General features: G+C 60.2%; 26 protein-coding genes. 4 read left to right on the forward strand and 22 right to left on the reverse strand.

Annotated elements, in window-relative coordinates; translation table 11 throughout:
• Positions 1 to 54 precede the first annotated feature (54 nt).
• Positions 55 to 945: a LysR family transcriptional regulator gene (locus BM062_RS08460; RefSeq protein WP_092395781.1), complete on the forward strand. Its 891-nt coding sequence runs from the start codon at positions 55 to 57 to the stop codon at positions 943 to 945.
• A 46-nt stretch (positions 946 to 991) separates the two neighbouring features.
• Here the strand turns inward: BM062_RS08460 and BM062_RS08465 are convergent, their stop codons facing one another.
• Entirely contained in the window at positions 992 to 1,846 is an 855-nt protein-coding gene (locus tag BM062_RS08465) for a helix-turn-helix domain-containing protein (RefSeq protein ID WP_092396106.1), read from the reverse strand.
• 138 nt (positions 1,847 to 1,984) lie between these two features.
• Here BM062_RS08465 and BM062_RS08470 point away from each other — a divergent pair, with 138 nt between their 5' ends.
• Positions 1,985 to 2,941: a phytanoyl-CoA dioxygenase family protein gene (locus tag BM062_RS08470; protein ID WP_254785006.1), complete on the forward strand. Its 957-nt coding sequence runs from the start codon at positions 1,985 to 1,987 to the stop codon at positions 2,939 to 2,941.
• Positions 2,942 to 2,956: 15 nt separating this feature from the next.
• On the opposite strand, the gene BM062_RS08475 is transcribed toward BM062_RS08470, so the two are convergent.
• From BM062_RS08475 to gabT, 7 genes are all read right to left on the reverse strand, one after another.
• The gene (locus BM062_RS08475; protein ID WP_092396110.1) at positions 2,957 to 4,126 is read right to left on the reverse strand and encodes an MFS transporter; all 1,170 of its coding nucleotides are present in this window, start codon (positions 4,124 to 4,126) and stop codon (positions 2,957 to 2,959) included.
• Between the two features lie 243 nt (positions 4,127 to 4,369).
• A complete protein-coding gene (gabD, locus tag BM062_RS08480) occupies positions 4,370 to 5,824 on the reverse strand; it encodes an NADP-dependent succinate-semialdehyde dehydrogenase (RefSeq protein ID WP_092395783.1) in 1,455 nt (484 codons plus the stop codon).
• 78 nt (positions 5,825 to 5,902) lie between these two features.
• Positions 5,903 to 6,736 (reverse strand): ABC transporter permease, encoded by an 834-nt coding sequence (locus BM062_RS08485; protein WP_092395785.1) that lies wholly within the window; start codon positions 6,734 to 6,736, stop codon positions 5,903 to 5,905.
• Between the two features lie 4 nt (positions 6,737 to 6,740).
• Entirely contained in the window at positions 6,741 to 8,030 is a 1,290-nt protein-coding gene (locus BM062_RS08490) for an ABC transporter permease (RefSeq protein ID WP_371326567.1), read from the reverse strand.
• Positions 8,031 to 8,113: 83 nt separating this feature from the next.
• Positions 8,114 to 9,154, reverse strand: a complete 1,041-nt coding sequence (locus BM062_RS08495) for an ABC transporter substrate-binding protein (protein WP_092395787.1) — start codon at positions 9,152 to 9,154, stop codon at positions 8,114 to 8,116.
• Positions 9,155 to 9,207: 53 nt separating this feature from the next.
• Positions 9,208 to 10,341, reverse strand: a complete 1,134-nt coding sequence (locus tag BM062_RS08500; RefSeq protein ID WP_371326569.1) for an ABC transporter ATP-binding protein — start codon at positions 10,339 to 10,341, stop codon at positions 9,208 to 9,210.
• Between the two features lie 267 nt (positions 10,342 to 10,608).
• Positions 10,609 to 11,931, reverse strand: a complete 1,323-nt coding sequence (gene gabT / locus BM062_RS08505; protein WP_092395789.1) for a 4-aminobutyrate--2-oxoglutarate transaminase — start codon at positions 11,929 to 11,931, stop codon at positions 10,609 to 10,611.
• Positions 11,932 to 12,038: 107 nt separating this feature from the next.
• Between gabT and BM062_RS08510 the strand changes: the two genes are divergently transcribed.
• Both BM062_RS08510 and BM062_RS08515 read left to right on the forward strand, forming a co-directional pair.
• Positions 12,039 to 13,547 carry a MocR-like pyridoxine biosynthesis transcription factor PdxR gene (locus BM062_RS08510; RefSeq protein WP_092395791.1) on the forward strand — a complete coding sequence of 503 codons (1,509 nt, stop codon included), beginning with the start codon at positions 12,039 to 12,041 and terminating at the stop codon, positions 13,545 to 13,547.
• 20 nt (positions 13,548 to 13,567) lie between these two features.
• Positions 13,568 to 14,341, forward strand: coding sequence for a transporter substrate-binding domain-containing protein (locus BM062_RS08515; RefSeq protein ID WP_092395793.1), 774 nt, complete (start codon positions 13,568 to 13,570; stop codon positions 14,339 to 14,341).
• Between the two features lie 21 nt (positions 14,342 to 14,362).
• On the opposite strand, the gene BM062_RS08520 is transcribed toward BM062_RS08515, so the two are convergent.
• From BM062_RS08520 to BM062_RS08585, 14 genes are all read right to left on the reverse strand, one after another.
• Positions 14,363 to 15,178 (reverse strand): SGNH/GDSL hydrolase family protein, encoded by an 816-nt coding sequence (locus tag BM062_RS08520; RefSeq protein WP_254785007.1) that lies wholly within the window; start codon positions 15,176 to 15,178, stop codon positions 14,363 to 14,365.
• 96 nt (positions 15,179 to 15,274) lie between these two features.
• Complete coding sequence (locus tag BM062_RS08525) at positions 15,275 to 16,081, reverse strand: PPK2 family polyphosphate kinase (RefSeq protein WP_092395795.1); 807 nt, start codon at positions 16,079 to 16,081, stop codon at positions 15,275 to 15,277.
• 42 nt (positions 16,082 to 16,123) lie between these two features.
• Positions 16,124 to 16,564 (reverse strand): CoA-binding protein, encoded by a 441-nt coding sequence (locus BM062_RS08530; protein ID WP_092395797.1) that lies wholly within the window; start codon positions 16,562 to 16,564, stop codon positions 16,124 to 16,126.
• A 132-nt stretch (positions 16,565 to 16,696) separates the two neighbouring features.
• Positions 16,697 to 17,467 carry a basic amino acid ABC transporter substrate-binding protein gene (locus tag BM062_RS08535; RefSeq protein WP_092395799.1) on the reverse strand — a complete coding sequence of 257 codons (771 nt, stop codon included), beginning with the start codon at positions 17,465 to 17,467 and terminating at the stop codon, positions 16,697 to 16,699.
• Positions 17,468 to 17,648: 181 nt separating this feature from the next.
• A complete protein-coding gene (locus tag BM062_RS08540) occupies positions 17,649 to 18,074 on the reverse strand; it encodes a F0F1 ATP synthase subunit epsilon (RefSeq protein ID WP_041743818.1) in 426 nt (141 codons plus the stop codon).
• A gap of 80 nt (positions 18,075 to 18,154) precedes the next feature.
• Positions 18,155 to 19,555 (reverse strand): F0F1 ATP synthase subunit beta, encoded by a 1,401-nt coding sequence (gene atpD / locus BM062_RS08545; RefSeq protein ID WP_092354792.1) that lies wholly within the window; start codon positions 19,553 to 19,555, stop codon positions 18,155 to 18,157.
• Positions 19,556 to 19,605: 50 nt separating this feature from the next.
• The gene (gene atpG, locus BM062_RS08550) at positions 19,606 to 20,478 is read right to left on the reverse strand and encodes a F0F1 ATP synthase subunit gamma (protein WP_092395801.1); all 873 of its coding nucleotides are present in this window, start codon (positions 20,476 to 20,478) and stop codon (positions 19,606 to 19,608) included.
• Between the two features lie 17 nt (positions 20,479 to 20,495).
• Positions 20,496 to 22,037, reverse strand: coding sequence for a F0F1 ATP synthase subunit alpha (gene atpA, locus BM062_RS08555; RefSeq protein WP_092395803.1), 1,542 nt, complete (start codon positions 22,035 to 22,037; stop codon positions 20,496 to 20,498).
• 52 nt (positions 22,038 to 22,089) lie between these two features.
• The gene (locus tag BM062_RS08560; protein ID WP_092395805.1) at positions 22,090 to 22,629 is read right to left on the reverse strand and encodes a F0F1 ATP synthase subunit delta; all 540 of its coding nucleotides are present in this window, start codon (positions 22,627 to 22,629) and stop codon (positions 22,090 to 22,092) included.
• Between the two features lie 2 nt (positions 22,630 to 22,631).
• Entirely contained in the window at positions 22,632 to 23,102 is a 471-nt protein-coding gene (locus BM062_RS08565; protein WP_092395807.1) for a F0F1 ATP synthase subunit B, read from the reverse strand.
• A 66-nt stretch (positions 23,103 to 23,168) separates the two neighbouring features.
• The gene (atpE, locus tag BM062_RS08570) at positions 23,169 to 23,414 is read right to left on the reverse strand and encodes a F0F1 ATP synthase subunit C (RefSeq protein WP_011872763.1); all 246 of its coding nucleotides are present in this window, start codon (positions 23,412 to 23,414) and stop codon (positions 23,169 to 23,171) included.
• Positions 23,415 to 23,505: 91 nt separating this feature from the next.
• Positions 23,506 to 24,330, reverse strand: a complete 825-nt coding sequence (atpB, locus tag BM062_RS08575) for a F0F1 ATP synthase subunit A (RefSeq protein WP_092395809.1) — start codon at positions 24,328 to 24,330, stop codon at positions 23,506 to 23,508.
• Complete coding sequence (locus BM062_RS08580; protein ID WP_092395811.1) at positions 24,327 to 24,671, reverse strand: ATP synthase subunit I; 345 nt, start codon at positions 24,669 to 24,671, stop codon at positions 24,327 to 24,329. The genes atpB and BM062_RS08580 overlap by 4 nt, the downstream gene beginning before the upstream one ends.
• Positions 24,672 to 24,963: 292 nt before the next feature.
• Positions 24,964 to 25,860, reverse strand: a complete 897-nt coding sequence (locus BM062_RS08585) for a ParB/RepB/Spo0J family partition protein (RefSeq protein WP_092395813.1) — start codon at positions 25,858 to 25,860, stop codon at positions 24,964 to 24,966.
• Positions 25,861 to 25,946 lie beyond the last annotated feature (86 nt).

Here is a 25,946-nt window from a genome sequence, read left to right on the forward strand (position 1 = left end):
CCATAATTAACGGTCATCTGTTTTGTCGATAACGCCCTGCTTCGCGCCTACCCTATGACTCTGGAAAACCTGCTGGTATTCGCCACCATCGCCGACTGCGGCAGCCTGTCCGCGGCCGCGCGCCGCCTGGGCAAGGCGCAGTCGACGGTCAGCACCGCGCTGTCCAATCTCGAAGTGGACATGGGTACGCGCCTGTTCGAGCGCGACCTGCATCACCTGGCCCTGACCGCGGACGGCGCGGTGCTGCTGGGTTTCGCCCGCTCGACACTGACCGCGGCCGGCAACCTGGAACGCAAGGCGCACAGCCTGAGCGCAGGCCATGGCCATCGCCTGCGCCTGGGCATCGACCAGGCTTTGCCGCTGGCCCGCAGCCATGCCTTGTGCGCGGAGCTGGAACGGCGTTTCCCGCAGCTGCAGCTGGAATTGTTCCGCCCCACCAGCATCGACGCCACCGACCTGATGCGGCGCGGCTTGCTGGATATTGCCATTGCAGTCACGGTCGATCCCATGCCCAGCGACTTCAACGCCTGCTCGCTGGGCCAGCTGCAATTCGTGCCGGTGGCGGCGGCCGGCCATGCGCTGAGCCGCCTGCCGCAAGTGCATAACGGCGACCTGGCGCAGCACCGGCAATTGCTGGCTTCCAGCCGCGACGGCGGCGACGCATCCATCTTCGGCCGCTACAGCGAAATCATGTGGCGCATCGAAAGCCCGGAATTGCTGCTGGACCTGCTCAGGCGCGGCATGGGCTGGGCCTTCCTGCCGCAGCACGCAATGCAGGAAAACGGCGTGCGCGAGGGCTTGAAAATCCTGGCGCATGAATACCAGGAGCCGGCTTTCCTGAAAAGCGTCGACCTGATCTGGAGCAAGCAGGAGCAGCAAAGCGAAGCTGCGCGCTGGCTTAGCAGCGATCTCGAATGGGCTCGCTCAGCGATACCCGCCGGCTAGATTCATCAACATGAAGTAAGTGCCTGCACTCTGCCATAGATAGCTGTTATCTGTATCTTTGCTTGAATTCGCGTGGGCTGACACCCTTGGCCGCGCGGAACTGGCGGTTGAAATGGGCCAGGTTGCGGTAGCCCGCTTCCTGCGCAATCACCCCTATCGCCTTGTCGGTCTGGATCAGTTGCTGGCAGGCGCTGCCTATCCGCAGCTGGGCCAGGTAAGCGGTTACCGTCAGCTGCGTGTGGCGCTTGAAGAAGCGGTGGAAAGCCCCTACCGACAGCGCAGCGCGCTCGGCCAGCAGCTCTACCGGCAGCGCCGCCTGGAAATGGGCGTGCATATAGTCCAGCACCCGTCCCATGCGCTGGCGCTGCGTATCCACCGCGATCGCGGCGGAAGCCACCGAAGCCAGCGGCTGCGCCAGTTCGTCTTGCGCCAGCAGCAGCAACAACTCCAGCAAGATGGGCAAGCGCTGCGCCGGCGCCAGTTTTTCCATGCGCAGCATGAGCGGCCTGGCGCGGGCCGCGGTGGCGGCGGAAAACTGCAATCCCCTGTCGGCCCGCTTGCCCAGCTGCAGCAGGCCGGCCAGTTCTGGCAAGCTGGTTTGCAGCTGGACCAGCCAGTCGCGCGAAAACCAGACCACCACCGCCAGCATCTGCTGCGCCGGCGCGATCCGCTCGCTGGCCGACCAGGTGTGCGGCAGGTTCGGCCCCAGCAATATCAGGTCGCCATCGCCGAAATCGGCCAGATGGTCGCCTACGTAACGCTGGCCGCGCGCGTTCAAGGTCAGGGTCAGCTCGAACTCTGGATGGTAATGCCAGAGAAACGGCAACTCGGGCAATTCGCGCCACAACAGCTGCCAGGAATGGCCGGGAGACAGGGTGAGGTGCTCATATTGCGGTCGCATTCTGACCTTCCGATGGATAATTACATCAGGATAGTATCAATAAGCGGCAGTTGCGGCGAAATCGGCTGGCGTCCGACGGCAGAGAATCGAGCTGCAATCAAACCAGGCCCAGCCGACAACACCAACCCGGAGACCTTCATGAACCAGCCTTACGCTGCCGCCAAGCAACCTCTCAGCAATCCATCCGTGCTCTACCCCGACCAGGAGCAGCTGCGCGACATACGGAAAACCCTGCCGCTGCGGGTATTGTCGGCCGCCGATTTCCAGCACTGGCAAACCTATGGCTACGTCATCGTCAAGCAGGCGGTCAGCGCCGAACAGGTACAGCGCACGGTCGATTTTTTGTGGGAGTTCCAGGAGCTGGACCGCAACGCGCCCGACACCTGGAACCGCGCGCAACTGCGCGACCATGAAATGAAAGAGCTGAACGGCTCCGGCATGGTCGAGGCTTATCACCACCAGACGTTCTGGGACAACCGCCAGACGCCGCGCATGGTCGACGCCTTCGTCGACATCTGGGACCGCGAAGACCTGTGGGTAACCATAGACCGCGCCAACCTGAACACGCCGAACCAGGGCGCGCGGCGTTTCGGCGGCTTCATCCACTGGGATGCCGACACCTCGCTGGAGCCGCTGCCGGTGAATGTGCAGGGCGTGCTGGCGTTATCGGATACGACGCCGGAAAGCGGCGGTTTTCAATGTATTCCTGAGCTGTTCAAACATTTCGCCGAGTGGCGCAAGACTGCGCCCAAGGATCGCAACCCGTGGCGCCCGGATGTGGAATCGCTGCCTTGGCAAGTGCGGTTCGTACCGATGCAGGCGGGCGACCTGCTGATTTTCAACAGCTTGCTGGCGCACGGCATCCGCCCCAACACCTCGGCCGACCAGGTGCGGCTGGCGCAGTACATCGCGTTTACGCCGGCGCGCGAGGAAGAAGCAGAATTGAGAAATTGGCGGGTAGCAAGCTGGACGCAGCGGACGCCGCCGGACAGCTACGCCTTTCCCGGCGACCCGCGCGAATGGGAGAAGACCCGCTATCCCTTGGCGCAGCTGAGCGAGCTGGGCGAGAAGATCCTGGGCAAGAAACCCTGGTAGGAACAGGGCCGGCGCTTATTCGCTAGGGGTCATCGCCAGGCCGTTGTTGCGCTCGATCGAAGCCGACCACAAGGTCAAACCCAGCGCCGCGACCACTACCACCACGCCGACGTAAGGCAAGGTGGTCAGCTGGAAGCCGGCGCTGATCGCCATGCCGCCGAACCAGGCGCCGCTCGCATTGCCGAGGTTGAAAGCGCCCTGGTTCAGGGTCGAAGCCAGGTTAGGCGCGGCGCTGGCGCGTTCCACCACCAGCATCTGCAGCGGCGGCACGATCGCAAACGCCAGCACGCCCCAGATGAAGATCGTGATCACCGCCGGCAGCGGCGTGCGCATGGTCAGGGTGAATACCGTCAGGACGATCGCCAGCGCCACCAGGAACCAGATCAGCGACTGCATCAGGCGCCAGTCGGCCAGCTTGCCGCCAAGCGCGCTGCCGACTGTCAGGCCGAGGCCGAACACCAGCAGCACCAGCGTCACGGCATGCGGCGTCAGCCCGGTGACGTCTTCCAGGATCGGCGTGATGTAGGTGAATACCGAAAACAGGCTGGCCGACGCCAGTGCGCTGATCGCCAGCACCATCAGTACCTGCTTGTCCTTGAGCACCGCGAATTCCTGCAGCAGGCTGGTCTTTTGCATCTCGATTTTCTTCGGCAGCCACAGCGCCAGCGCAATCGCCGCCAGCACCCCGATCACGGTCACCGCCCAGAACGTCGAGCGCCAGCCCAGCTGTTGCCCGAGGGCGGTGCCGAACGGCACGCCCAGCACATTGGCCAGGGTCAGGCCGGCAAACATCAGGGCGATCGCCTGCGCGCGCCGGTTCGGCGCCACCAGTCCGGCCGCCACCACCGAGCCGATGCCGAAAAATGCGCCGTGGCAAAACGCTGTCACCACGCGCGCCAGCATCAGCACCACATAATTCGGCGACAAGGCGCATAGCACATTGCCGATGATGAACAGGCCGATCAGGCTCAGCAGCGCCGTCCGGCGCGGCATGTTGGCGGTGGCGATGGCCACGATCGGCGCCCCTATCGTCACGCCCAGCGCATAACCGGTCACCAGCATGCCCGCCGCCGGGATCGTCACCCCCAGGTCGCGTGCGACATCGGGCAGCAAGCCCATGATGACGAACTCCGTCGTACCGATGCCGAAAGCGGCAACAGCAAGGGCAAACAGGGGCAAAGACAGCATGATGATCGTCCGGAAATGGAACCGCCGAACAGCAGGAAAGCGCGGCGGTCAAAGGCGCGCACCGGGGCCATGGTGCGAAGCAACATTATATCAACGGCGATTTATTTGTGTTAGCGCTACCAGATTCCGACCTCAAAATGCGGCTGCCGGCCGGAAAAGTGTTGGATTTTTGCGAAACGCCGTGCCTTGGAGGCACGGCTTGCTGGGCGTAAATGCATGCAAGGCGGCGCGCGGGTAACGTCAGATCCCGCCCATGCACAGGTACTTGATCACCTGGTAATCTTCGATCCCGTATTTCGACCCCTCACGCCCCAGGCCCGATTGCTTGACGCCGCCGAACGGCGCCACTTCATTCGAGATCAGGCCGGTATTGATGCCGACCATGCCGCTTTCCAGGCCCTCGGCGACGCGCCAGATGCGGCCGATATCGCGCGAATAGAAATAGCTGGCAAGGCCGAATTCGGTGTCGTTGGCCAGCGCCAGCACTTCGTCGTCAGTCTTGAAGCGGAACAGCGGCGCCATCGGACCGAAAGTCTCTTCGCGCGCCACCATCATGTCGGAAGTCACATCGACCAGCACGGTCGGTTCGAAGAAACTCTGGCCGAGTGCATGGCGCTTGCCGCCGGCCAGGATGCGCGCGCCTTTCGCCACCGCATCGGCGATATGCTGCTCGACCTTGGCGACCGCCTTCTGGTCGATCAGGGGACCTTGCGTGACGCCCTCTTGCTGGCCGTTGCCGACCTTCAGCTTAGCCACCGCGGCCACCAGTTTTTCAGCGAATGCATCGTAGATGCCATCCTGCACATACAAGCGGTTGGCGCAGACGCAGGTCTGGCCGGCGTTACGGTATTTGGAGGCCATTGCGCCTTCGACGGCGGCATCCAGGTCGGCGTCGTCGAACACGATGAACGGCGCATTGCCGCCCAGCTCCAGCGACAGTTTCTTGATAGTGGCCGCGCATTGTTCCATCAGCAAACGGCCGACGCCGGTAGAACCGGTAAAGGTGAGCTTGCGCACCACCGGGTTGCTGGTCATTTCGGCGCCGATTTCACGGGCAGAGCCGGTCACCACGCTGAACACGCCGGCCGGGATGCCTGCGCGCTCGGCCAGCACCGCCAGCGCCAGCGCCGAGAACGGCGTCGATTCGGCCGGCTTGAGCACCATGGTGCAGCCGGCGGCCAGCGCCGGACCGGCTTTGCGGGTGATCATCGCGGCCGGGAAATTCCATGGCGTGATCGCCGCGCAAACGCCGATCGGCTCTTTCACCACCACGATCCGCGAACTCGGCGACGGCGATGGAATGGTGTCGCCGCCGGCGCGCTTGCCCTCTTCCGCGAACCATTCGATGAACGATGCGGCGTAGGCGATTTCCCCTTTGGCTTCAGCCAGCGGCTTGCCTTGCTCGACCGTCATGATCAGCGCCAGGTCGTCCAGGTTGGCCAGCATCAGGTCGTTCCATTTGCGCAGCACGATGCTGCGTTCCTTGGCGGTCTTGCGCCGCCACTGGCGCCAGGCTTCGTTGGCTGCGGCGATCGCGCGCCTGGTTTCGGCAGCGCCCATCAGCGGCACGCTGCCGATGGTTTCGCCGGTGGCCGGATTGGTCACGGGATGCGTGGCGCCGCTGTCGGCGCCGCACCACTCGCCGTTGACATAGGCTTGCTGGCGGAACAATGAGGGATCTTTTAATTGCATCATGGGGTGACTCCTATGAACATTGAAGACACGCATACCAGGTTGCGATATGCGTGCTGAGAAGCAGTGCTCTGCAAGCGGCTAGAATTTGGCGAGCGCCTTGTTGCGTCCGCGTATCCATTCCAGCACCAGCAGCAGGCAGGTGGAAAACACGATCAGGATGGTGGCCAGCGCAGCGATGGTCGGGCTGATGTTTTCCTTGATGCCGGTAAACATCTGGCGTGGCAAGGTGGCTTGGCCGGGGCCGGCTACGAACAAGGTTACCACTACATCGTCGAACGAGGTGGCGAAGGCGAACAAGGCGCCGGAAATCAAGCCAGGCGCAATCACCGGCAAGGTAATCCGGAAAAAAGTGGAGAGCGGATTGGCGCCCAGGCTGAGGCTGGCGCGCACCAGGTTCTGGTTGAAACCTTGCAGCGTCGCCAGCACCGTGGTCACCACGAAAGGCGCGCCGAGCGCCGCATGCGCCAGGATCAGGCCGGTATAACTGTCGGACAAGCCGATCTGCGCAAAGAACAGATACACGCCGACGCCCACCACCACCACCGGCACCACCATCGGCGAGATCAGCACCGCCATCAGCAAACCCTTGCCGTGGAAATCCGCCTTGTTCAGGCCGACCGCCGCCAGGGTGCCGAGTATGGTTGCCAGCACGGTCGCCAACGGCGCCACGATGAAGCTGTTTTTCGCGGCGCTGACCCATTCTTCCGAATGCACCAGGTTCTGGTACCAGCGCATCGAAAAACCGTGGATCGGATACACCAGGAAAGTGCTGTCGCTGAACGACAGCGGAATGATCACCAGGATCGGCAGCAGCAGGAACAGCAGCACCAGCAGGTTGAAGCCGCGCGAAAAGAAAAACCAGGCGCGTTCGGCCAGCGAGACGTAAGGAGGAAATTGTGGAAGCAGTTTCATCTTCTTATCCCATCGCCACGTCGTTTTTGGTGAAGCGGCGGTACACGCCGTACAGCACCAGCGTCGCGGCAAACAGCAACGCGCCCAGCGCGCACGCCATGCCCCAGTTGATGGTGACATTGGTGAAATAAGCGATGTAATAGCTCACCATCTGCTCATTCGGCCCGCCCAGCAGCGCCGGCGTAATGTAGTAGCCGACCGACAGGATGAACACCAGCAAGGCGCCGGCGCCGATGCCAGGATAGGTTTGCGGCACATACACGCGCCAGAACGCGGCGAACGGATGGCTGCCGAGCGACACCGCGGCGCGCAGGTAGGTTGGCGGTATGGCCTTCATCACGCTATACAGCGGCAGGATCATGAACGGCAGTAGGATGTGGGTCATGGCGATATACACGCCGATGCGGTTGAACAGCAGTTCCAGCGGCGCCTGGGTCAGGCCGGTCGCCATCAGCGCCTTGTTGACCAGGCCTTCCGACTGCAGCAATACGATCCAGGCCGCGACCCGCACCAGGATCGAGGTCCAGAACGGAATCAGCACCAGGATCATGAACAGGTTGGCGCGCCGTTCCGACATGGTCGACAGCCAGTACGCCAGCGGATAACCGAGCGCCAGGCAAGCCAGGGTAGCGACCAGTCCCATCCAGAACGTGCGGCCGAAAATCTTCTGGTATACCGATGCGCTTGGATCGGCTTTTTCGATATGGCCGAACGCGTCCTGCTTCAGGTCCAGCGCCGCCAGCAGGTAGTACGGCGAATATGGCGCGCCGTTCTTGGCGATCGCCTGCCAGTACGGCAGCTGGCTCCATTGCTCATCGATGTCGATCAGCGCCTGCTTGATTTGCGCAGGCGGCAACGGTTTGCCGTCGGCATCCAGCAAAGGCAAGGCGCGCGCGGTTTTCATGATGATGGAACGGGCGCCCGAGATTTCCGAATTGAGGCGGCGCGCCAACGAGCCGGCCGAACTGTCTTCCCTGGCGCGCAGCAGGTCGCTGGCGAGGCCGGCGTAGGCGGCGTCCGGCGGCGCGCTCTTGCGGTCCCAGTTGCTCAGCGCGGCCACGGTATGCGGCAGCGTGGCGGCGACTTCCGGATTTTCCACAGCGCGCTTGAGCAGCATCGCGATCGGCACCAGGAAAGTCAGCAGCAGGAAAATCGCCAGCGGCGCGATCAGCGCCAGCGCCGCGGCGCGCTTGCGGAACTGGGCCTGGCGCAACTCACGCCTGAGCTGGGAATTCTGCGGTGATGCGGGCGGCGTCATGGCAGGACTGACGCCGGCAGATGCAATAGAAGTCATGGTGTTCCGGGTGCGCTAGATGATGAATTGCAAAGAACCGCCGCAAGCCGTGGACAACACGGCTTGCGGCCATGCCAGTCTGCTTACTTGGCGGCCCAGGCCGTGAAACGCTGCTCCAGTTCTTCACCATGGTCGGTCCAGAACGACAGGCTCAGTTGCAAGGCGTCCTTGGCATTGGTCGGCGAGGTCGGCAGGTTAGCCAGCGTTTTCGGATCGAGCAGCTTGAGCGCCTGGTTGTTCACCGGACCGTAGGAGATATTGCTGGCGTAAGCCTTTTGCGAATCCGGCTTGCTGGCGAAGGCAATGAATTTCTCGGCGTCGGCCTTGTTCGGCGTGCCCTTTGGAATCACCCAGAAATCCAGCGTGTAGATGCTGCCGATCCAGCTCACCTTCAGGTTCTTGCCTTCCCGTTGCGCGGCGTCGATACGGCCGTTGAATGCGGTCGACATCACGACATCGCCCGCCACCAGGAATTGCGGCGGCTGGGCGCCGGCTTCCCACCACTGGATATTCGGCTTGAGCTCATCCAGCTTCTTGAAGGCGCGGTCGACGCCGGCTTTGGTGCCGAGCAGCTTGTAGACGTCTTTCGGCGCCACACCGTCCGCCATCAGCGCAAATTCCAGCGTGTACTCGGCGCCCTTCTTCATGGCGCGCTTGCCTGGGAATTTCTTGGTGTCCCAGAAATCAGCCCAGGTTTTCGGCGCGGTCTTGAGCTTGTCGGCATCGTAGGCCAGCACGGTCGACCAGACGAAAGCGCCGACACCGCATTCATGGATGGCGGCAGGGCTGAAATCGGCCTTGTTGCCGATCTTGCTGAAGTCGATCTTTTCCAGCAAGCCTTCTTCGCAGGCGCGGCCGATATCGCCGGCATCTACTTCCACTACATCCCAGCTGACCTTCTTGGCTTCGACCATGGCTTTGACCTTGGCCAGCTCGCCGTTGAATTCGACGACCGTGATCTTGTCGCCGCTAGCCTTGGCGTAGGGATCGATGTAGGCCACTTTTTGCGCCGCGCCGTTGGCGCCGCCGAAATTGACCACCGTCAAGGCTGCCGCCTGCGCCATGCCTACTGCAGCCAACGCCAGTACAACGCTGCTAAAAACAGGTTTGAATATCGACTTCATCACGTCTCCTCGGGATTTAAAAAAAAGCAAATGCGAACAAGTGCGGAAAATTTTCAAATGAAAATGCGCAGGTGCTTGGGATCTATGTCCAATGCAACCTCTGTGCCTTCGTACAACCCGGCCAGCGCCGGATCGTTCAGGGAAAGCTTGACGAAACAGTCGTCCTGCTGCGGGATTGCGCAGCGCACCCGCACGTGATCGCCGAAATAGATCAGGCTGCTGACGCTGACGCGCAAAGCCTGTTCCGGCGCATCGGCCAGCGGCAACAGGTGGATCCGTTCCGGCCGGATGCAGGCGACCACCTGCCGGCCGACGCCGGCGTCGTTGGCGTTGAGCCCGCTCAGCAAGCCGCCATGCGGCAAACGCACCGTGCCGTTGGCGCCTTCGCTGGCCGCCAGCACGCCGTTGAAACGGTTGTTGTCGCCGATGAAACCGGCCACGAACTGGTTTTCGGGATATTCGTAGAGACGGTCGACCACCGCCAGCTGCTGGATGATGCCCTGGTCGAACACGGCGACGCGGTCTGACATGGTCAGCGCTTCGCTCTGGTCATGGGTGACGTAGACAAAGGTCACGCCGAGCCGCTTGTGCAGGGCTTTCAGTTCCAGCTGCATGTGTTCGCGCAGCTGCTTGTCGAGCGCGCCCAGCGGCTCGTCCATCAGCACCAGCTTGGGATCGAACACCAGCGCCCGCGCCAGCGCGATGCGCTGCTGCTGGCCGCCGGACAGCTGCGCCGGATAACGGTCGCCGAACTTGCCCATCTGCACCATGTCCAGCGCTTTCTTGACCTTGCCGGCCCGTTCGCTGCCGCTGATGTTGCGCACCCGCAGCGGATAGGCGACGTTTTGCGCCACCGTCATGTGCGGGAACAGCGCATAGTTCTGGAACACCATGCCGATGTTGCGTTTATGCGGCGGCACCTTGTTGAGCAGCTGGCCGTCCAGGCGGATTTCGCCGCCGGTGGGGAACTCGAAGCCGGCCAGCATCATCAGGCAGGTGGTCTTGCCGGAACCGGACGGCCCGAGCAAGGTCAGGAACTCGCCGCGCTGGATATCCAGGTTGAGGTCCTTGACCACCAGGTTCTCGCCGTCGTAGGTTTTCTTGACGCCGGAAAACTGCACCAGGATATCCGGCGCGCCTGGTTTATCGGCAACTTCCTTGGACACCAAGGGCAAGTGGGTGGCGATATTTTCTTGCTTCAACTCAATCTCCCGACAAGTTTCAACCTAGATTTGGTAGTTGAACGGATGCGAGCGTGCATTTTTCCGGTTCTCTGGCTAGGCGCGACGACGACGTGGACTCCATTCCACTAGGAGGAGCAACGACGCCAGAGGACCGGAAAAATGTGCAATCGCGCCCGTAGCGCTTTCACCCAATGGGCAAACATCATTAAACGAAAGATAAACAGCGTTCATAAGGCTTTTCAGACTCAAATGAGCGGTCAACTGCCAAATCTAGGTTCTAGCTGCGGCAACGGTGCGCATCGCTGCGCTCAGGATGGCCAGCGCCTCATCCATCAAGTTATCCTCTATGGTCAGCGGAAACAAGAAGCGGATCGCATTACTGTAGACCCCGCAGCTCAACAACAGCAAGCCGTTTTTGAGCGCCTCGGCCTGGACCTTCTTGGTGAACTCGGCATCCGGCAAGCGCGTGCCGGGATGCAGGAATTCCACCGCCACCATCGCACCCAGGCCGCGGATGTCGGCAATCTGCGGAATCTCGGCGCGCAGGCCTTCCAGCACCTGTTTCAGCTTGGCGCCCAGCAAGTTGGCGCGTTCCACCAGTTTTTCTTCTTCGATCACGTCCAGCACGGCCAGCGCCGAAGCGACCGCCAGCGGATTGCCGGCGTAAGTGCCGCCCAGGCCGCCGGGCGCCGCCGCATCCATGATCTCGGCGCGGCCGCACACAGCCGACAACGGCATGCCGCCGGCCAGGCTCTTGGCCATCGTCATCAGGTCCGGGATCACGCCGGAATGCTCTACCGCAAACAGCTTGCCGGTGCGGGCAAAACCGGTTTGCACTTCATCTACCACCAGCAGGATGCCGTGCTCGTCGCACAAGGCGCGCAGCGCCTGCATCAAGGCCGGCGGCGCAGCGTAGAAACCGCCCTCGCCTTGCACCGGCTCCAGGATGATGGCGGCGACCCGCTTGGGATCGACGTCGGCCTTGAACAGCGCCTGCAGTGCGGCCAGCGAACTTTCCACGCTGACGCCATGCAATTCCATCGGGAACGGCACATGGTAGACCTCCGCCGGGAACGGACCGAAACCGACCTTGTACGGCACCACTTTGCCGGTCAGCGCCATGCCCATCATGGTGCGGCCGTGGAACGCGCCGGAAAACGCGATCACGGCGCTGCGGCCGGTGGCGGCGCGGGCGATCTTGACGGCGTTCTCTACCGCTTCGGCGCCGGTCGAGAAGAAGGTGGTTTTTTTGGCATGGCCGCCAGGCGTGATGGCGTTGATGCGCTCCGCCAGTTCGACATAGCTGGCGTAAGGCACGATCTGGTAGGCGGTATGGGTGAACTTGCCGAGCTGTTCCTGGATCGCCGCTACCAGTTTGGGATGGCGATGGCCGGTGTTGAGGACGGCGATGCCGGCCGCGAAATCGATGAAGCGGCGGTTTTCCACATCCCAGATTTCGGCATTCAAGGCATGCGAGGCGTAGAAATCGCACATGACGCCGACACCGCGCGGGGTGGCGGCATTTTTCCGTTGATGCAGTGCAGCGTTGGTGGTTGCCGCTGCCGCGGCTGCGTGGTATCCGTCGTTTTTCATCTTGGCTCCTAGAATCGATATGCATTTTTTGTACAAGCTTTGATGCATACTAAGGCCGAGCTGGATCTATAATATAGTGCCACTTTCAGTTTTCTAATGGAGCCACTTTGCGCATCGCCTCGCTCACCGATTTTTTGCTGATGCGCATGGAACGCGGCGCCGACGGCGCCAAGGCGGCCAAGGGCACAGGCGCGCCGCTCAACCGGCAGATCTACCAGGCCATCCGCGAAGCCATCCTGTCGCAGCTGCTGCCGTCCGGCTGGCAACTGCCGTCTTCGCGCGACCTGGCGCGCGAGCTGGCCATATCGCGCAATACCGTGACCTATGCCTACGAACAGCTGATCGCCGAGGGTTACCTGGAAACCCGCGCCGGCGCCGGCACCTTCATCGCCGACACCACGCCCGACCAGATTCCCGAAGTCCGCCTGAACACCCCGCCGCTGACCGACCCCAGCGGCCAGTCGGAACTGTCGGCCCATGGCGCGGCGCTGATCCAGCAAGCCGGCGTCAGCGATTTGCAGTGGGGCGCGTTCATGCCGGGCGTGCCGGACGTCACCCTGTTCCCGAACAAGATCTGGAGCCGCCTGCAAAACAAGCACTGGCGCCGTTCGCGCGCCGAACTGCTGACCTACGGCGATGCCGGCGGCTACCTGCCGCTGCGCGAAGCGGTCGCCGAATACCTGCGCATCGCGCGTTCGGTCAACTGCAATGCCAGCCAGGTGATCATCACCACCGGCATCCACCAGTCGCTGGACATCGTGGTCAAGCTGCTGGGCGAGCATGGCGACAGCGCCTGGGTCGAAGATCCGTGCTACTGGGGCACACGCAGCGTGCTCAATTCGCTTGGCATCAAGCCGGTGGCGATCCCGGTCGACGCCGAAGGCATGCGCATGCGCCTGGCCAACCTGCGCCAGCCGCCGCGTTTCATCTGCGCCACGCCGTCGCACCAGTATCCGCTGGGCATGGTGATGAGCTTGTCGCGGCGGCGCATGCTGCTGGAATATGCAGCGACCCGCAAGGTCTGGATCATCGAGGACGACTACGACAGCGAATTCCGCTACGGCAGCCGGCCGCTGGCGTCCTTGCAAGGCATGGATACCGACGACCGCGTGCTGTACATGGGCACCTTCAGCAAGACCATGTTTCCCAGCCTGCGCATCGGTTTCATGGTGGTGCCGGAATCGCTGGCGCCGGCGTTCGCGACCGGCGTCTCCGAGCTGTATCGCGGCAGCCAGGTTTTCATGCAGGCGATCATGGCCGATTTCATGACCGAAGGCCATTTTGCGTCGCACATCCGGCGCATGCGGGTCTTGTATGCGGAGCGCCTGCACCTGCTGCAGGTTGCGATCGAACGGCATTTCGGCGACCGCATCACGCTCACCGGCGGCGAAGCCGGCCTGCACCTGGCGCTGGGCTTGCCGCCGCAATGCGACGACCTGGCCATCAGCCGCGCCGCGCGCGCCGAGGGAATCGTGGCGCGGCCGCTATCGCGCTATTTCATGAACGCCGGCGCCAGGCACCAGGGTTTGCTGCTGGGTTATGCCTGCGTGCCGAATGAACAGATCGCACCGGCTTTCGACAAGCTGGCGGCGATCATAAAAACCCACTGGAAATGATTTTTAACCAAGGAGATTGCATGAAGACGTTGATTTTCACGCTGGTGCTGGCGCTAGCCGCAACAGCCACCTCGGCCTCCGCCCAGACCGCACCGTCGCGGCTCGACGAAGTCGTCAAATCCGGCAGCCTGCGAGTGTGCATGACCGGCGACTACAAGCCGTTCACGTTTTTCAAGAGCGACAACAGTTTCGAAGGCATCGATGTCGACCTGGCGCGCTCGCTGGCCAAGGCGCTCGGGGTCGAAGCGCGCTTCGTCAAGACCAGCTGGAGCAACCTGACCAGCGACTTCCTGGAGAAATGCGATATCGCCATGGGCGGCGTATCGGTGACGCTTGAGCGGCAAAAGAAAGTCTCGTTTTCGGCCCCGCACATGGTGGATGGCAAAGCGGCGATCGCGCGTTGCGCCGACGCCGCAAAATTCCAGTCGCTGGCGGCGATCGACCAGCCGGCCACGCGCGCCATCGTCAACCCGGGCGGCACCAATGAACGATTCGCCCGCGCCAACTACAAGCAGGCGCAGCTGATCCTGCACCCGGACAATGTCACCATCTTCGACCAGATCGTGCAGGGCAAGGCCGACGTGATGGTGACCGACGCCAGCGAAACCCTGTGGCAGGCCAAGCTGCATCCGCAGCTATGCGCGATCCGTCCGGACCAGCCGCTGCAATTCTCGGAAAAGGCGTTCATGCTGCCGCGCGGCGATGTGCCGTTCAAGGAATTCGTCGACACCTGGATGCACCAGCTGAAAGCGACCGGCGACTACGACCGGGTGCTCAACCAGTGGCTCAAGTAACCCGCACAGGAAGGCGCCGGCTCAGCCCTGCTTGCTGGCCGCCTGCTGCGCGGCCAGCTTGCTCTTCTTGATCGATTTCAGATGGGCCGCAACAGCGGTCGCCAGCTGGCGCGCCCACAGGGAGACGCCGCTGGCGGACGGATGATAGCCGTCGGACGCCATCAGGGCGTGGTCGTTGATGTCGATCAGGATAGGCACCCGCGTTACCCGCAGCTGGCCGAGGTCTGCCGGCAGCTCGGCAATCAGCTGTTCCACCGTTTCATCCAGCGCCTTGGCTTTCAAGCCAAGCACATAGCGCAGGGGTTCCGGCAGCGCCGGGAAGGCGTGGATGGGCGGAATCCCGGAAATCACGATCAGGCGCGGGTCCAGGTGCGCCTGCAGGTCGCGCATCAGCTGCAGCAGCTCGGCCCGGTAGCGGTTGCAGGAGCGGAATGCGGTGGTGTCGTTGACGCCGAACGCAATCAGCACGATATCCACCTTTTGCGAGGCCACCTGGGGCAGCATGGTCTTGACGGCGTCGCTCAGGGTGGCGCCGTTTTCGCCGACCGCCTGCCAGGTCACGGTACGCTGCAAGCGCATCGCCAGCGCAGCGGCAAACTGGCCGGTGATCGCTTCGTAATGGGTGGCGACGCCGACTCCAGCCACCGGCGACTCGCCGATCGTCAGCAAAGCCAGCGGCCGTTGCGGCGGCTCGGTGCTGCCGGCGATCTGGGCCTGGCCGATGGTCGGTCCCATCGCTTCCGGCAGGCGTGGCGTAATGCGGCGCGTGCGACGGCCTTGTATGAGCAGCCATGGCAAGAGCGGTAATGCGATCAGTTCCGGCAACCAGCGGCGCACGTCATGTCTCCTTCATTTTTGCTAACGTCACGGATCAAACTGTTTATATGATTTTTTCTTAACAGCAAACAATTATAGTGGTTGCCGCCGTTAAATTCATTCTATCTTCAAGCCTTTTAATTCAGGTTTGGCGGGCGGCGGCTTCAGTTTCAGGTCAGTCAGGGTTTCCAGCAGGATGCTGGCGATCGCCAGGTTGCGGTGCGTCTTGGAATTGGCCGGGATCACATACCAGGGCGCGTGGTCGGCATCGGTGGCATCGATCGCCTTGCCAAACAATACCTGGTATTTGTCCCAGCTTTTGCGCTCTTCCAGGTCTTGCATGTCGAATTTCCAGTGCTTGGCCGGATCGTCGATGCGTTCCTGCAAGCGGTTGCGCTGCTCGTCTTTGGAAATGTGCAACAGGCACTTGATGATGGTGGTGCCGGTTTCCGCCAGCATTCTCTCGAAATCGCGGATCTGGGCATAGCGGCGTTCGCATTCGTCCTCGTCGATCCAGTCGTGCACGCGGGTGATCAGCACGTCTTCATAGTGGCTGCGGTTGAAAACCACGATCTCGCCCTGCTGCGGCACCTGCTGATGCACCCGCCACAGATAGTCGTGGGCGCGCTCGATGGTGCTGGGGGCCTTGAAGTTGGCAATCTGGATGCCTTGCGGATTGATCAGGTTGAACACCCCTTTTACGGTGCCGTCCTTGCCGCTGGTGTCGGTACCCTGCAGTACCACCAGCACCTTGTGCTCCTGCGCCGCATACAGCATTTCCTGCAGCACGGCGATTTCTGCCGCCAGCGCGGCTACCTGGTCCCGGTCCTTGGTCTTGTCGCCGCTGGAAAGCGGTTTCTGCTCGGCGTCGGCATCCTTGATCTTGGTTTGCTTGCCGGCGCGAAACTGCGTGCATGCTTTCATTGTTCTCTCCGATATCCCTTGGGACAGTATTGCGGTTGCTGCTTACAGGATGCCGTGCAGGTTTCCCAGCGCATGTTCGATCTTGATGCAGCTGTCCATCTCCACCTGCATGCCGTTGGCGCGCGCCTTGGCGGCTGCCGCTTCATTGACGATGCCGAGCTGCATCCAGACACAGCGGGCATCGATCATGATCGCCTCGCCGACGATAGGCGGAATATCTTCCGCCTTGCGGAAACAGTCGACGATGTCGATCTTCAGCCGGTCTGCGGCCAGCGCTTTCGCCGCGTCGTACAGGTTTGCGTAGCAAGGCTCGCCGAGGATGTGAGCGCCAGCATGCGTGGGATTGACCGGGATGATCCGGTAACCGCGCTCCTGCATGTAGCGGGCTACGCCATAGCTTGGCCGGTCCGGTTTGGAAGAAAGGCCGACGATGGCGATGATCGGGTTGGCAGGATTGGACACAGGAGCGGATGTGGTTGGCATGGGTTCGGATATCTACTTGTCGACGTAAGGGAAATCCTCGTGAGCTTGAGAATCTTTCTGTGATATTACCGCGAGAACCCGCTGTTCTGCCAGCGAGCGCAAGGCGGGCTGCGCGCCCGCCCTGCCCCAGGCTTACTTGGAGAAATAGCTGGCGTAGATCTTGTCGTAGCTGCCGTTGCCGTGCAGGGCTTTCAGCGCGCTGTTGATCTTGGCCATCAGCGCGGTATCGGCCGGCCTTACCGCGATGCCATAGTATTCTTTTTCAAACTTGTCGCTTTCGATCAGCTTGAAGCCCTTGTCCTTGTTGAATTTCAGGTGGTTCTCTACCGCGCCGTTGTCGCCCACCGCGGCGTCGACCCCGCCGTTATCCACTTCGTTCAGCAGCAGCGGCAGGCTTTCGAAGCGCACCAGGGCGTTGTTGTTCTTGCCTAGCATTTTCTGCATGATGGTGTCGGCGCTGGTGCCGCCGGTGACACCGACCCGGTTCGCCTGCTTCAGGTCGTCCGGGCTGCTGATCTGTTTGCCGGGCGCCACCAGGATCACCTGCTTGGCCTCGAAATACGGATCGGAAAACAGCATGCTTTGCTTGCGCTCATCGGTAATCGTGACGCCGGAAGCGATGATGTCGATGTCGGCGTTGGCCAGGGTGGAGAAAATTCCTTCCCACGGCGTATTCACCCAGACGATCTTGATGCCCGCCTGGTCCGCTACCGCCTGCATGATGTCGGCGTCGAAACCGACGATCTTGCCGCTGGTATCTATGGAGCCGAACGGGGCGAACGCGGCGTTCATGCCGACCCGGTAAACCTTAGGAGTAGGAGCCGTGTCGGCTGGCCTCTCGCAGGCGCACAGGCCGATTGCCAGCAGAGCGGCGGTCAGAAAATGCAGCAGCCGGATTTTCATTTGTCGTCTCCATTTATGCGCGCAACGGGGACCTGCGCTTTTCATCCATCTTAGTGGAAGATCAGCGGCGGCGTCATTAAAAACGCGATGACAAATGATAAAGACTGTTGCTCCAGGCAACAAAAAAGCAGCCGAAGCTGCTTTTTCTGGTTGCCATCCGAATTAACGGCGTTTTACCGGATCAACGTCCTTTTTGACGCAATTTCGCAATCGCTGCCAGTTGCGCAATCGCTGCCGACAACTCGGACTGTGCTTTTGCGTAATCGATCAGGGATTCTTTATTGGTCAACGCTTCTTCGGCACGGCGCTTGGCTTCGCTAGCCTTCGCTTCGTCCAGGTCGGCGCCGCGGATGGCCGTGTCAGCCAGAACGGTAACGTGATTCGGCTGCACTTCCAGCAAACCGCCGGCAACGAACACGAACTCGTCCTGCGCCTGGCCTGCCACCTTGATCCGTACCGCGCCCGGCTTGATGCGCGTGATCAGCGGGGTGTGACGAGGATAAATCCCCAGCTCGCCCGACTCGCCCGGCAACGCGACGAATTCGGCTTCGCCGGAGAAGATCATCTCTTCCGCGGAAACAACGTCTACGTGAATAGTGTTTGCCATCTTAAACCCTTTGTTGTCCATGAAGTCACTAACGGGAAGCGCCGGAGCCGCTCAGCTGCGGCGGCTCCGGCGCTTGCCGGTTAGCCGATCTTCTTGGCCTTTTCGATTGCTTCTTCGATCGTGCCGACCATGTAGAACGCTTGTTCCGGCAGGTGATCGAGTTCGCCGCTGGCGATCATCTTGAAGCCCTTGATCGTGTCCTTCAGCGAAACGTATTTACCTGGCGAACCGGTAAACACTTCAGCAACGTGGAAAGGCTGCGACAGGAAACGCTGCATCTTACGTGCACGCGCGACCAGCAGCTTGTCTTCCGGAGCCAGTTCGTCCATGCCCAGAATCGCGATGATGTCGCGCAATTCCTTGTAGCGTTGCAAGATGCCTTGCACAGCGCGGGCAGTTTCGTAGTGCTCCTGGCCGACCACTTGCGGATCCAGCTGGCGCGAAGTCGAGTCGAGCGGATCAACCGCAGGGTAGATACCCAGCGAAGCGATGTCACGCGACAACACAACGGTGGAGTCCAAGTGAGCAAACGTGGTTGCAGGCGACGGGTCGGTCAAGTCATCCGCAGGAACGTAGACGGCCTGGATCGATGTGATCGAACCGGTTTTTGTCGATGTGATACGTTCTTGCAGCTGGCCCATTTCCGAAGCCAGCGTTGGCTGGTAACCCACGGCGGAAGGCATACGGCCCAGCAGCGCGGAAACTTCGGTACCGGCCAGTGTGTAGCGGTAGATGTTATCGACGAAGAACAGCACGTCCTTGCCTTCATCGCGGAAACCTTCAGCGATGGTCAGGCCGGTCAGCGCAACGCGCAGACGGTTGCCTGGCGGTTCATTCATCTGGCCGTAGACCATGGCGACCTTGGATTTTTCCGGATGTTCCAGATCAACCACTTTAGCGTCAGCCATTTCGTGATAGAAGTCGTTACCCTCGCGAGTACGCTCACCGACACCGGCAAACACGGACAAGCCGCTGTGCGCCTTGGCGATGTTGTTGATCAGTTCCATCATGTTCACGGTCTTGCCCACACCCGCGCCGCCGAACAGGCCGACTTTACCGCCCTTGGCGAACGGGCAAACCAGGTCGATAACCTTGATGCCGGTTTCCAGCAGTTCTTGCGATGGCGACAATTCGTCGTACGCAGGAGCCTTGCGGTGGATAGAGGCAGTGGTTTCGTGGCTTACCGGACCGCATTCGTCGATCGGGTTGCCCAGCACGTCCATGATGCGGCCCAGTGTTGCTTTACCGGTCGGCACCATGATTGGCTGGCCTGTGTTCTTGATTGTCATGCCGCGGCGCAAACCGTCGGATGTACCCAGCGCAATGGTGCGGACTACGCCGTCACCCAGCTGTTGTTGTACTTCCAGCGTCAGTTCCGAGCCATCCATCTTCAAGGCGTCGTAAATCTTAGGCATCGCGTCACGTGGGAATTCAACGTCCACCACAGCGCCGATACACTGAACGATTTTGCCATCAGCCATTTTCGTTCCTTCAATATATAAAAATAAGTTTCTGTTAAGCGCGTAGCGCGCTAGACGGCAGCCGCACCGGCAACGATTTCCGAGAGTTCTTTGGTAATCGCAGCTTGACGCGTCTTGTTGTAGACCAGTTTCAGTTCGCCGATCACGTTACCCGCGTTGTCGCTGGCCGACTTCATCGCCACCATGCGCGCCGACTGCTCGGACGCCATGTTTTCTGCGACAGCCTGATAAATCAGCGCTTCCACGTAACGCACCAGCAATTCATCGATGACGCTTTGCACATCCGGCTCGTAAATGTAGTCCCAGGAATGCGAACCTTTTTTATCAGCCTCAAGACGATCGCTCGACAGCGGCAGCAGTTGCTGCAGCATCGGCTCTTGCTTCATCGTGTTGATGAACTTGGTGTACACCAGATAAACCGCGTCCAGGCGACCTTCCTGGTAAGCATCGAGCAGTACCTTGACCGGCCCGATCAGCTTGTCCAGATGCGGCGTATCGCCCAGCTGCACGGCATGCGCAACGACCTTGGCGCCGATCCGGTTGAGGAAACCCAGACCCTTGTTGCCGATCGCTACCGCCTGAACCTTGTTGCCTTGTCCTTCCAGCTCACGCAGTTTCGAGGTCAGCAAACGCAAGGAGTTGGTGTTCATGCCGCCGCACAGACCTTTGTCTGTGGTGACGACGATGAAACCAACGTTCTTGGAGTTGTCCTGCTTCACCATGAACGGGTGCGTGTACTCTGGATTGGCTTGCGACAAGTTAGAAGCGATATTACGAATCTTGTCACTGTAGGGACGTGCCGCACGCATCCGGTCCTGCGCCTTGCGCATTTTGGATGCGGCGACCATTTCCATCGCCTTGGTGATCTTCTTCGTATTTTCTACGCTCTTGATCTTGCTGCGTATCTCTTTACCTGTAGCCATTCCGTGCTCCAGTTAAATTAAGCCACGAACGATTTTTTGAAATCAGCAACGGCAGTAGACAATGCAGCTTCACCATCTTTGTCGAGTTGCTTGGTTTCTTCGATCTTTTGCAGCAAAGGCGCGTGGCTGGTCTTCATGAAGTTGTGCAGGCCGCTTTCGAACGGCAGTACCTGCTTGACTTCGATGCTGTCCAGGAAACCCTTGTTGACCGCGAACAGAGTCACAGCCATCAGCGAGATCGACAACGGCGAGTATTGCGCTTGCTTCAGCAGCTCGGTAACGCGTGCACCGCGGTCCAGCTGCTTGCGGGTCGCTTCGTCGAGGTCGGAAGCAAACTGCGCAAACGCAGCCAGTTCACGATACTGCGCCAAGTCGGTACGGATACCGCCGGACAGGTTCTTGATTACCTTGGTCTGGGCAGCGCCACCAACGCGCGACACCGAAATACCGGCGTTGATCGCAGGACGGATACCGGCGTTGAACAACGAAGTTTCCAGGAAGATCTGACCATCGGTAATCGAAATCACGTTGGTCGGAACGAAGGCGGAAACGTCGCCAGCCTGGGTTTCGATGATCGGCAAGGCAGTCAGCGAACCAGTCTTGCCCTTGACTTCACCCTTGGTGAAATCTTCGACGTACTTTTCGTTCACGCGTGCCGCGCGTTCCAGCAGACGGCTGTGGAGGTAGAACACGTCGCCAGGATAAGCTTCACGGCCTGGTGGACGGCGCAGCAGCAGCGATACCTGACGGTATGCAACAGCTTGCTTGGACAGGTCGTCGTACACGATCAGCGCATCTTCACCGCGGTCACGGAAATATTCGCCCATTGCGCAGCCGGAGTAGGCCGACAGGTATTGCATCGCAGCCGACTCGGAAGCCGATGCAGCAACAACGATGGTGTATTCCATGGCGCCGTGTGCTTCCAGCGAGCGCACGATGTTCTTGATCGACGATGCTTTTTGACCGATAGCGACATAGATACATGTCACGTCCTGGCCCTTTTGATTGATGATCGCATCGATCGCCACAGCGGTCTTGCCGGTCTGGCGGTCACCGATGATCAGTTCGCGCTGGCCGCGGCCGATCGGCACCATCGAGTCGATCGACTTGATGCCGGTCTGCATTGGCTGCGAAACGGATTGACGGGCAATAACGCCTGGCGCGATTTTTTCAATCGGCGCTGTCAGCTTGGTGTTGACCGGACCCTTGCCGTCGATAGGCTGGCCCAGTGCATTCACTACACGGCCGCGCAGTTCCGGACCGATAGGCACTTCCAGGATACGGCCGGTACATTTAACTGTATCGCCTTCGGAAATGTGTTCGAAGTCACCCAGAATAACGGCGCCGACAGAGTCGCGCTCGAGATTCAGCGCGAGGCCGAATGTGTTGCCTGGGAATTCCAGCATCTCACCTTGCATCACGTCAGACAGACCATGGATACGGCAGATACCGTCGGACACGGAAATAACCGTGCCTTGATTGCGAATTTCAGCAGTATCGCCAAGGCCTTGAATCCGGCTCTTGATCAGTTCGCTGATTTCAGACGCGTTGAGTTGCATGTTAACTCCTAAAATTTTTCTCGTTGCTCAGTTACGCAAATACGCAGGGGTCTCAGGCAGCCAAGGCAGCGTGCAGCTCTTGCAGCTTGGCGCGTACCGAGGTGTCGAACACTTCGTCGCCGACCACTACGCGTACGCCGCCGATCAGCGAGTTGTCCACAGTGACCGATGGGTTCAGCTTGCGGCCGAATTTCTTTTCCAGCGTCGCGATCAGATCCTTCACTTGCGCTTCGGTCATTTCAAAAGCACTGGTGATCTCGGCATCGGCGGCGCCTTCTTGTGCATTCTTCAGCACTTGAAATTGCTCGGCGATTTCCGGCAAAGCGACCAGGCGGCCGTTGTCAACCAGCGTCGCGACGAAGTTCTTGGCTTCGGCGTTGGCCGCCTGCGGCGATTTCAGCAGCGCCAGGAACGTATCCGCGATTTGCTGATGCGAGACGGCCGGATTGTGCGCCAGCGCCTTCACATCGGAATGGACCGCTACCTGGCCCATTTCGGCAACCAGATTCGCCCACGCAGCAAGGTCTTGCGACTTGGCTACACGGAACAGCGCTTCTGCATAAGGACGAGCAATCGTTGCAAGTTCAGCCATGATTACAGCTCTGTTTTCAGTTGGTTCAGCAAGTCGGCATGCGCCGCGCTGTTGACTTCGCGCTTGAGGATCTGTTCGGCGCCTTTGACCGCGAGGGTCGCAACTTCGCCGCGCAGAGCTTCGCGTGCCTTGGTCATTTGCTGTTCCGCTTCGGCTTTAGCGTTAGCGATGATGCGGGCAGCTTCTTCCGAAGCCGTTTTCTTGGCTTCGTCGACGATCAGCTGGCCGCGCTTTTCAGCTTCGCCAATGCGCTTTTGACCTTCGTCGCGCGCGGTCGCCAGTTCTGCCGAAGCGCGCTTTTCAGCGGCTGCCAGATCTGCCTTGCCGCGATCAGCGGCTGCCAGGCCGTCCGCAATCTTCTTGGCGCGCTCATCGAGCGCCTTGGTCAGTGGCGGCCACACGAATTTCATCGTGAACAGCGCCAGGACAAAGAAGACCACGAACTGAGCAAACAATGTTGCGTTTAAGTTCACGGTAATTTCCTTCTCAGAATAACGTGTGCTGAAGTGACTCAGCAGATTCGGTTACGCTTGATTAAATTACTTAGCGATGAACGGATTTGCGAATGCGAACAACATGGCGATACCAACACCGATCAGGAACGCAGCGTCGATCAGACCGGCCAGCAGGAACATCTTGGTTTGCAGAGTGTTCATCAGTTCTGGTTGACGTGCCGATGCTTCGAGGTACTTACCGCCCATGATTGCGATACCGATACAAGCACCGATAGCGCCCAAACCGATGATCAAACCACAAGCCAAAGCAACAAAAGACAGATCAGTCATGACAATTCCTTCAAAGTTAAGTGAATACAAAAATTAATACAAAAAAACAAAACCAAAACAAGAACAACTACTGATTCAAATCCGGCGCCGGTTAGTGCGCCTCATGTGCCTGGCCGATATACACCAGCGTCAGCATCATGAAAATAAACGCTTGCAGCAACACGATCAGGATGTGGAAGATCGCCCAGATCGAGCCGGCCACGACATGTCCGACAAAACCAAACGCGGTGGCGGTCGAACCGAGCAGCGCGATCAGCAGGAACAACAGTTCGCCGGCATACATGTTGCCGAACAGCCGCATCGCCAGCGACACAGTCTTTGCAGCAAATTCGATCAGGTTCAGCAGCAGGTTGGCAGGAGCCAGCCAGATGCCGAAAGGCGCCGCCACCAGTTCGTGCAGGAAACCGCCAAAACCCTTGATCTTGAAGCTGTAGTACAGCATCAGCACCAGCACGCCGAGGGCGATGCCCATGGTGCCGTTGAGGTCGGCGGTCGGCACCACGCGGTGGTGGGAAATCAGGCCGTCCAGGCCGACCAGCTTGAAGAAGCTGGAGAACAGGTCGACCGGCAGGAAGTCGAGCGAATTCATCAGGGCGACCCAGATGAACACGGTCAGCGCCAGCGGCGCGATGAAGCTGCGGTCGCCGTGGACGATGCCCTTGGCCTGGTCGTCGACCATCTCGACCACCATTTCGACGAAAGCCTGGAAGCGACCCGGAACGCCTGCAGTCGCTTTACGCGCGGCAAGGTACATCAACAGGCAGCCGACCACGCCGGCGAACAGCGACCAGAAGATCGTGTCGATATTGATGATCGAAAAATCGACTATCTTGGATTGATGGCCAGTTGAAAAATGTCCAAGGTGATGGACAATATACTCTGAGGGGGTTAGTGCGTCGCTTGAAGCTACAGTCATGATCGATGTCTAAAAAGTAAGATTATGTAACTTTTGAGTACCACGATGAAGCTGACGATGAATGCCGGCCAATTCAAATCGTGGTACAACCATACGACCGCGCCAATTAGCGCAATCGTTGTAGCAATTTTGACAAACTCTCCGATGAAAAAAGACATCGGGTTGGCGCCACCTGGTTTGCGCGCGCTGATGTAAAGACGGAGAGCGAACAGTCCGTTGGGAACCGCGCAGCACACACCACCTAAAAGCGCGGAACAGAATCCGGATACGCCGGCCAGTAAACCTGCCACACTTGCCAGCACGACCGTAGTAACAAATTGCATAAGCACGATGCGCAGCATACTGACCCAATATTGTGCGAAGCCGCTCTTGCAACGCAGTTGACGAACGCGGCTGACACATCGCAGTTAATGCGCGCAGTTAAACACGTAACTAAGGCAAGTCCACGGCTGATTTAGAAGCCCGAGGATTATAAAGGCTGGGCGCGGCTTTCGTCAAACTTTTGCTGCCGAATCATAAGCTTATGCAACAGATCCACTTGCCTGCGGAAGCCCGTTTTACGGGCCGTGCAACCGTACCGACAATCATCCTGATTGTGATCTGTGCACCAATAATGTGAAGTGTCCCGATTTTCTATTCAGCGCCTTTGAGCCGCGCGATCAAACCGTCCAGCGTATCCAGGTCGGAAAAATCGATGATCAGCTGGCCGCGATTCTTGGCGGCGGTCTTGATCGTCACCTGGGTTGCCAGCAAATCCGACAATTCTTCTTCCAGGCGTGCGATATCGCGCGACTTTTCCTTGTTCTTGGCGGGCCGGCCGGCGCCATCGGCTTCGGTAGTGGCGCGCACCACCAGTTTTTCGGTATCGCGCACCGACATCCGCTTGGCGACCACCTGGTTAGCCAGCGTGATCTGAGTTGCGGCGTCCACCGCCAGCAGCGCCCGTGCGTGCCCCATGTCGATATCGCCCGCCATCAGCATGGTCTGCACCGGCTTGGCCAGGTTCAGCAGGCGCAGCAGGTTCGAGACCGCGCTGCGTGAGCGCCCTACCGATACCGCCGCCTGTTCGTGGGTGAAACTGAAATCGGTGATCAGGCGATGGATACCCTGCGCTTCTTCCAGCGGATTCAGGTCCTCGCGCTGCATGTTTTCGATCAGCGCCATCGCCGCCGTGGTCTGGTCGTCGACATCCTTGACCAGCACCGGCACTTCGATCAGGCCGGCCAGCTGGGCCGCCCGGAAACGGCGCTCGCCGGCGATGATTTCATAATGCTGGGCGCCGTTGTGCAAGGCGATCGGCCGCACCAGGATCGGCTGCAGCAAGCCCTGCTCCTTGATCGACGCCGCCAGCTCAGCCAGCGCGCCTTCGTCCATGCGGGTACGCGGCTGGTATTTGCCGGCCTGCATGACTGTCACGGCCAACACCGACGGCGCGCCGGCAATGGTCGGCACTGCCTCGGTGATGTCGGTTGATCCGCCCAGCAGTGCTTCAAGGCCGCGGCCCAGTCCTTTTGATTTCTTCGTGACCATCTTTTTCCTACCGTAGATTACTGTTTTACTGATAACGTTGTGACAGGCTGTGGATAACCCTGTGAATAAACCTATGGATAAGCCTG

The organism is Collimonas sp. OK412 (assembly GCF_900112135.1).
Taxonomy (GTDB): Bacteria; Pseudomonadota; Gammaproteobacteria; order Burkholderiales; family Burkholderiaceae_D; genus Collimonas; species Collimonas rhizosphaerae.

Bases quoted from the DNA above. Each gene is read 5' to 3' on its own strand.
- BM062_RS08460 (WP_092395781.1), top strand. From the start codon at position 55: ATGACTCTGGAAAACCTGCTGGTATTCGCCACCATCGCCGACTGCGGC.
- BM062_RS08465 (WP_092396106.1), bottom strand. From the start codon at position 1,846: ATGCGACCGCAATATGAGCACCTCACCCTGTCTCCCGGCCATTCCTGG.
- BM062_RS08470 (WP_254785006.1), top strand. From the start codon at position 1,985: ATGAACCAGCCTTACGCTGCCGCCAAGCAACCTCTCAGCAATCCATCC.
- gabD (WP_092395783.1), bottom strand. From the start codon at position 5,824: ATGATGCAATTAAAAGATCCCTCATTGTTCCGCCAGCAAGCCTATGTC.
- BM062_RS08485 (WP_092395785.1), bottom strand. From the start codon at position 6,736: ATGAAACTGCTTCCACAATTTCCTCCTTACGTCTCGCTGGCCGAACGC.
- BM062_RS08490 (WP_371326567.1), bottom strand. From the start codon at position 8,030: ATGACTTCTATTGCATCTGCCGGCGTCAGTCCTGCCATGACGCCGCCC.
- BM062_RS08495 (WP_092395787.1), bottom strand. From the start codon at position 9,154: ATGAAGTCGATATTCAAACCTGTTTTTAGCAGCGTTGTACTGGCGTTG.
- gabT (WP_092395789.1), bottom strand. From the start codon at position 11,931: ATGAAAAACGACGGATACCACGCAGCCGCGGCAGCGGCAACCACCAAC.
- BM062_RS08515 (WP_092395793.1), top strand. From the start codon at position 13,568: ATGAAGACGTTGATTTTCACGCTGGTGCTGGCGCTAGCCGCAACAGCC.
- BM062_RS08525 (WP_092395795.1), bottom strand. From the start codon at position 16,081: ATGAAAGCATGCACGCAGTTTCGCGCCGGCAAGCAAACCAAGATCAAG.
- BM062_RS08530 (WP_092395797.1), bottom strand. From the start codon at position 16,564: ATGCCAACCACATCCGCTCCTGTGTCCAATCCTGCCAACCCGATCATC.
- BM062_RS08535 (WP_092395799.1), bottom strand. From the start codon at position 17,467: ATGAAAATCCGGCTGCTGCATTTTCTGACCGCCGCTCTGCTGGCAATC.
- BM062_RS08540 (WP_041743818.1), bottom strand. From the start codon at position 18,074: ATGGCAAACACTATTCACGTAGACGTTGTTTCCGCGGAAGAGATGATC.
- atpD (WP_092354792.1), bottom strand. From the start codon at position 19,555: ATGGCTGATGGCAAAATCGTTCAGTGTATCGGCGCTGTGGTGGACGTT.
- atpG (WP_092395801.1), bottom strand. From the start codon at position 20,478: ATGGCTACAGGTAAAGAGATACGCAGCAAGATCAAGAGCGTAGAAAAT.
- atpA (WP_092395803.1), bottom strand. From the start codon at position 22,037: ATGCAACTCAACGCGTCTGAAATCAGCGAACTGATCAAGAGCCGGATT.
- BM062_RS08560 (WP_092395805.1), bottom strand. From the start codon at position 22,629: ATGGCTGAACTTGCAACGATTGCTCGTCCTTATGCAGAAGCGCTGTTC.
- atpE (WP_011872763.1), bottom strand. From the start codon at position 23,414: ATGACTGATCTGTCTTTTGTTGCTTTGGCTTGTGGTTTGATCATCGGT.
- atpB (WP_092395809.1), bottom strand. From the start codon at position 24,330: ATGACTGTAGCTTCAAGCGACGCACTAACCCCCTCAGAGTATATTGTC.
- BM062_RS08580 (WP_092395811.1), bottom strand. From the start codon at position 24,671: ATGCTGCGCATCGTGCTTATGCAATTTGTTACTACGGTCGTGCTGGCA.
- BM062_RS08585 (WP_092395813.1), bottom strand. From the start codon at position 25,860: ATGGTCACGAAGAAATCAAAAGGACTGGGCCGCGGCCTTGAAGCACTG.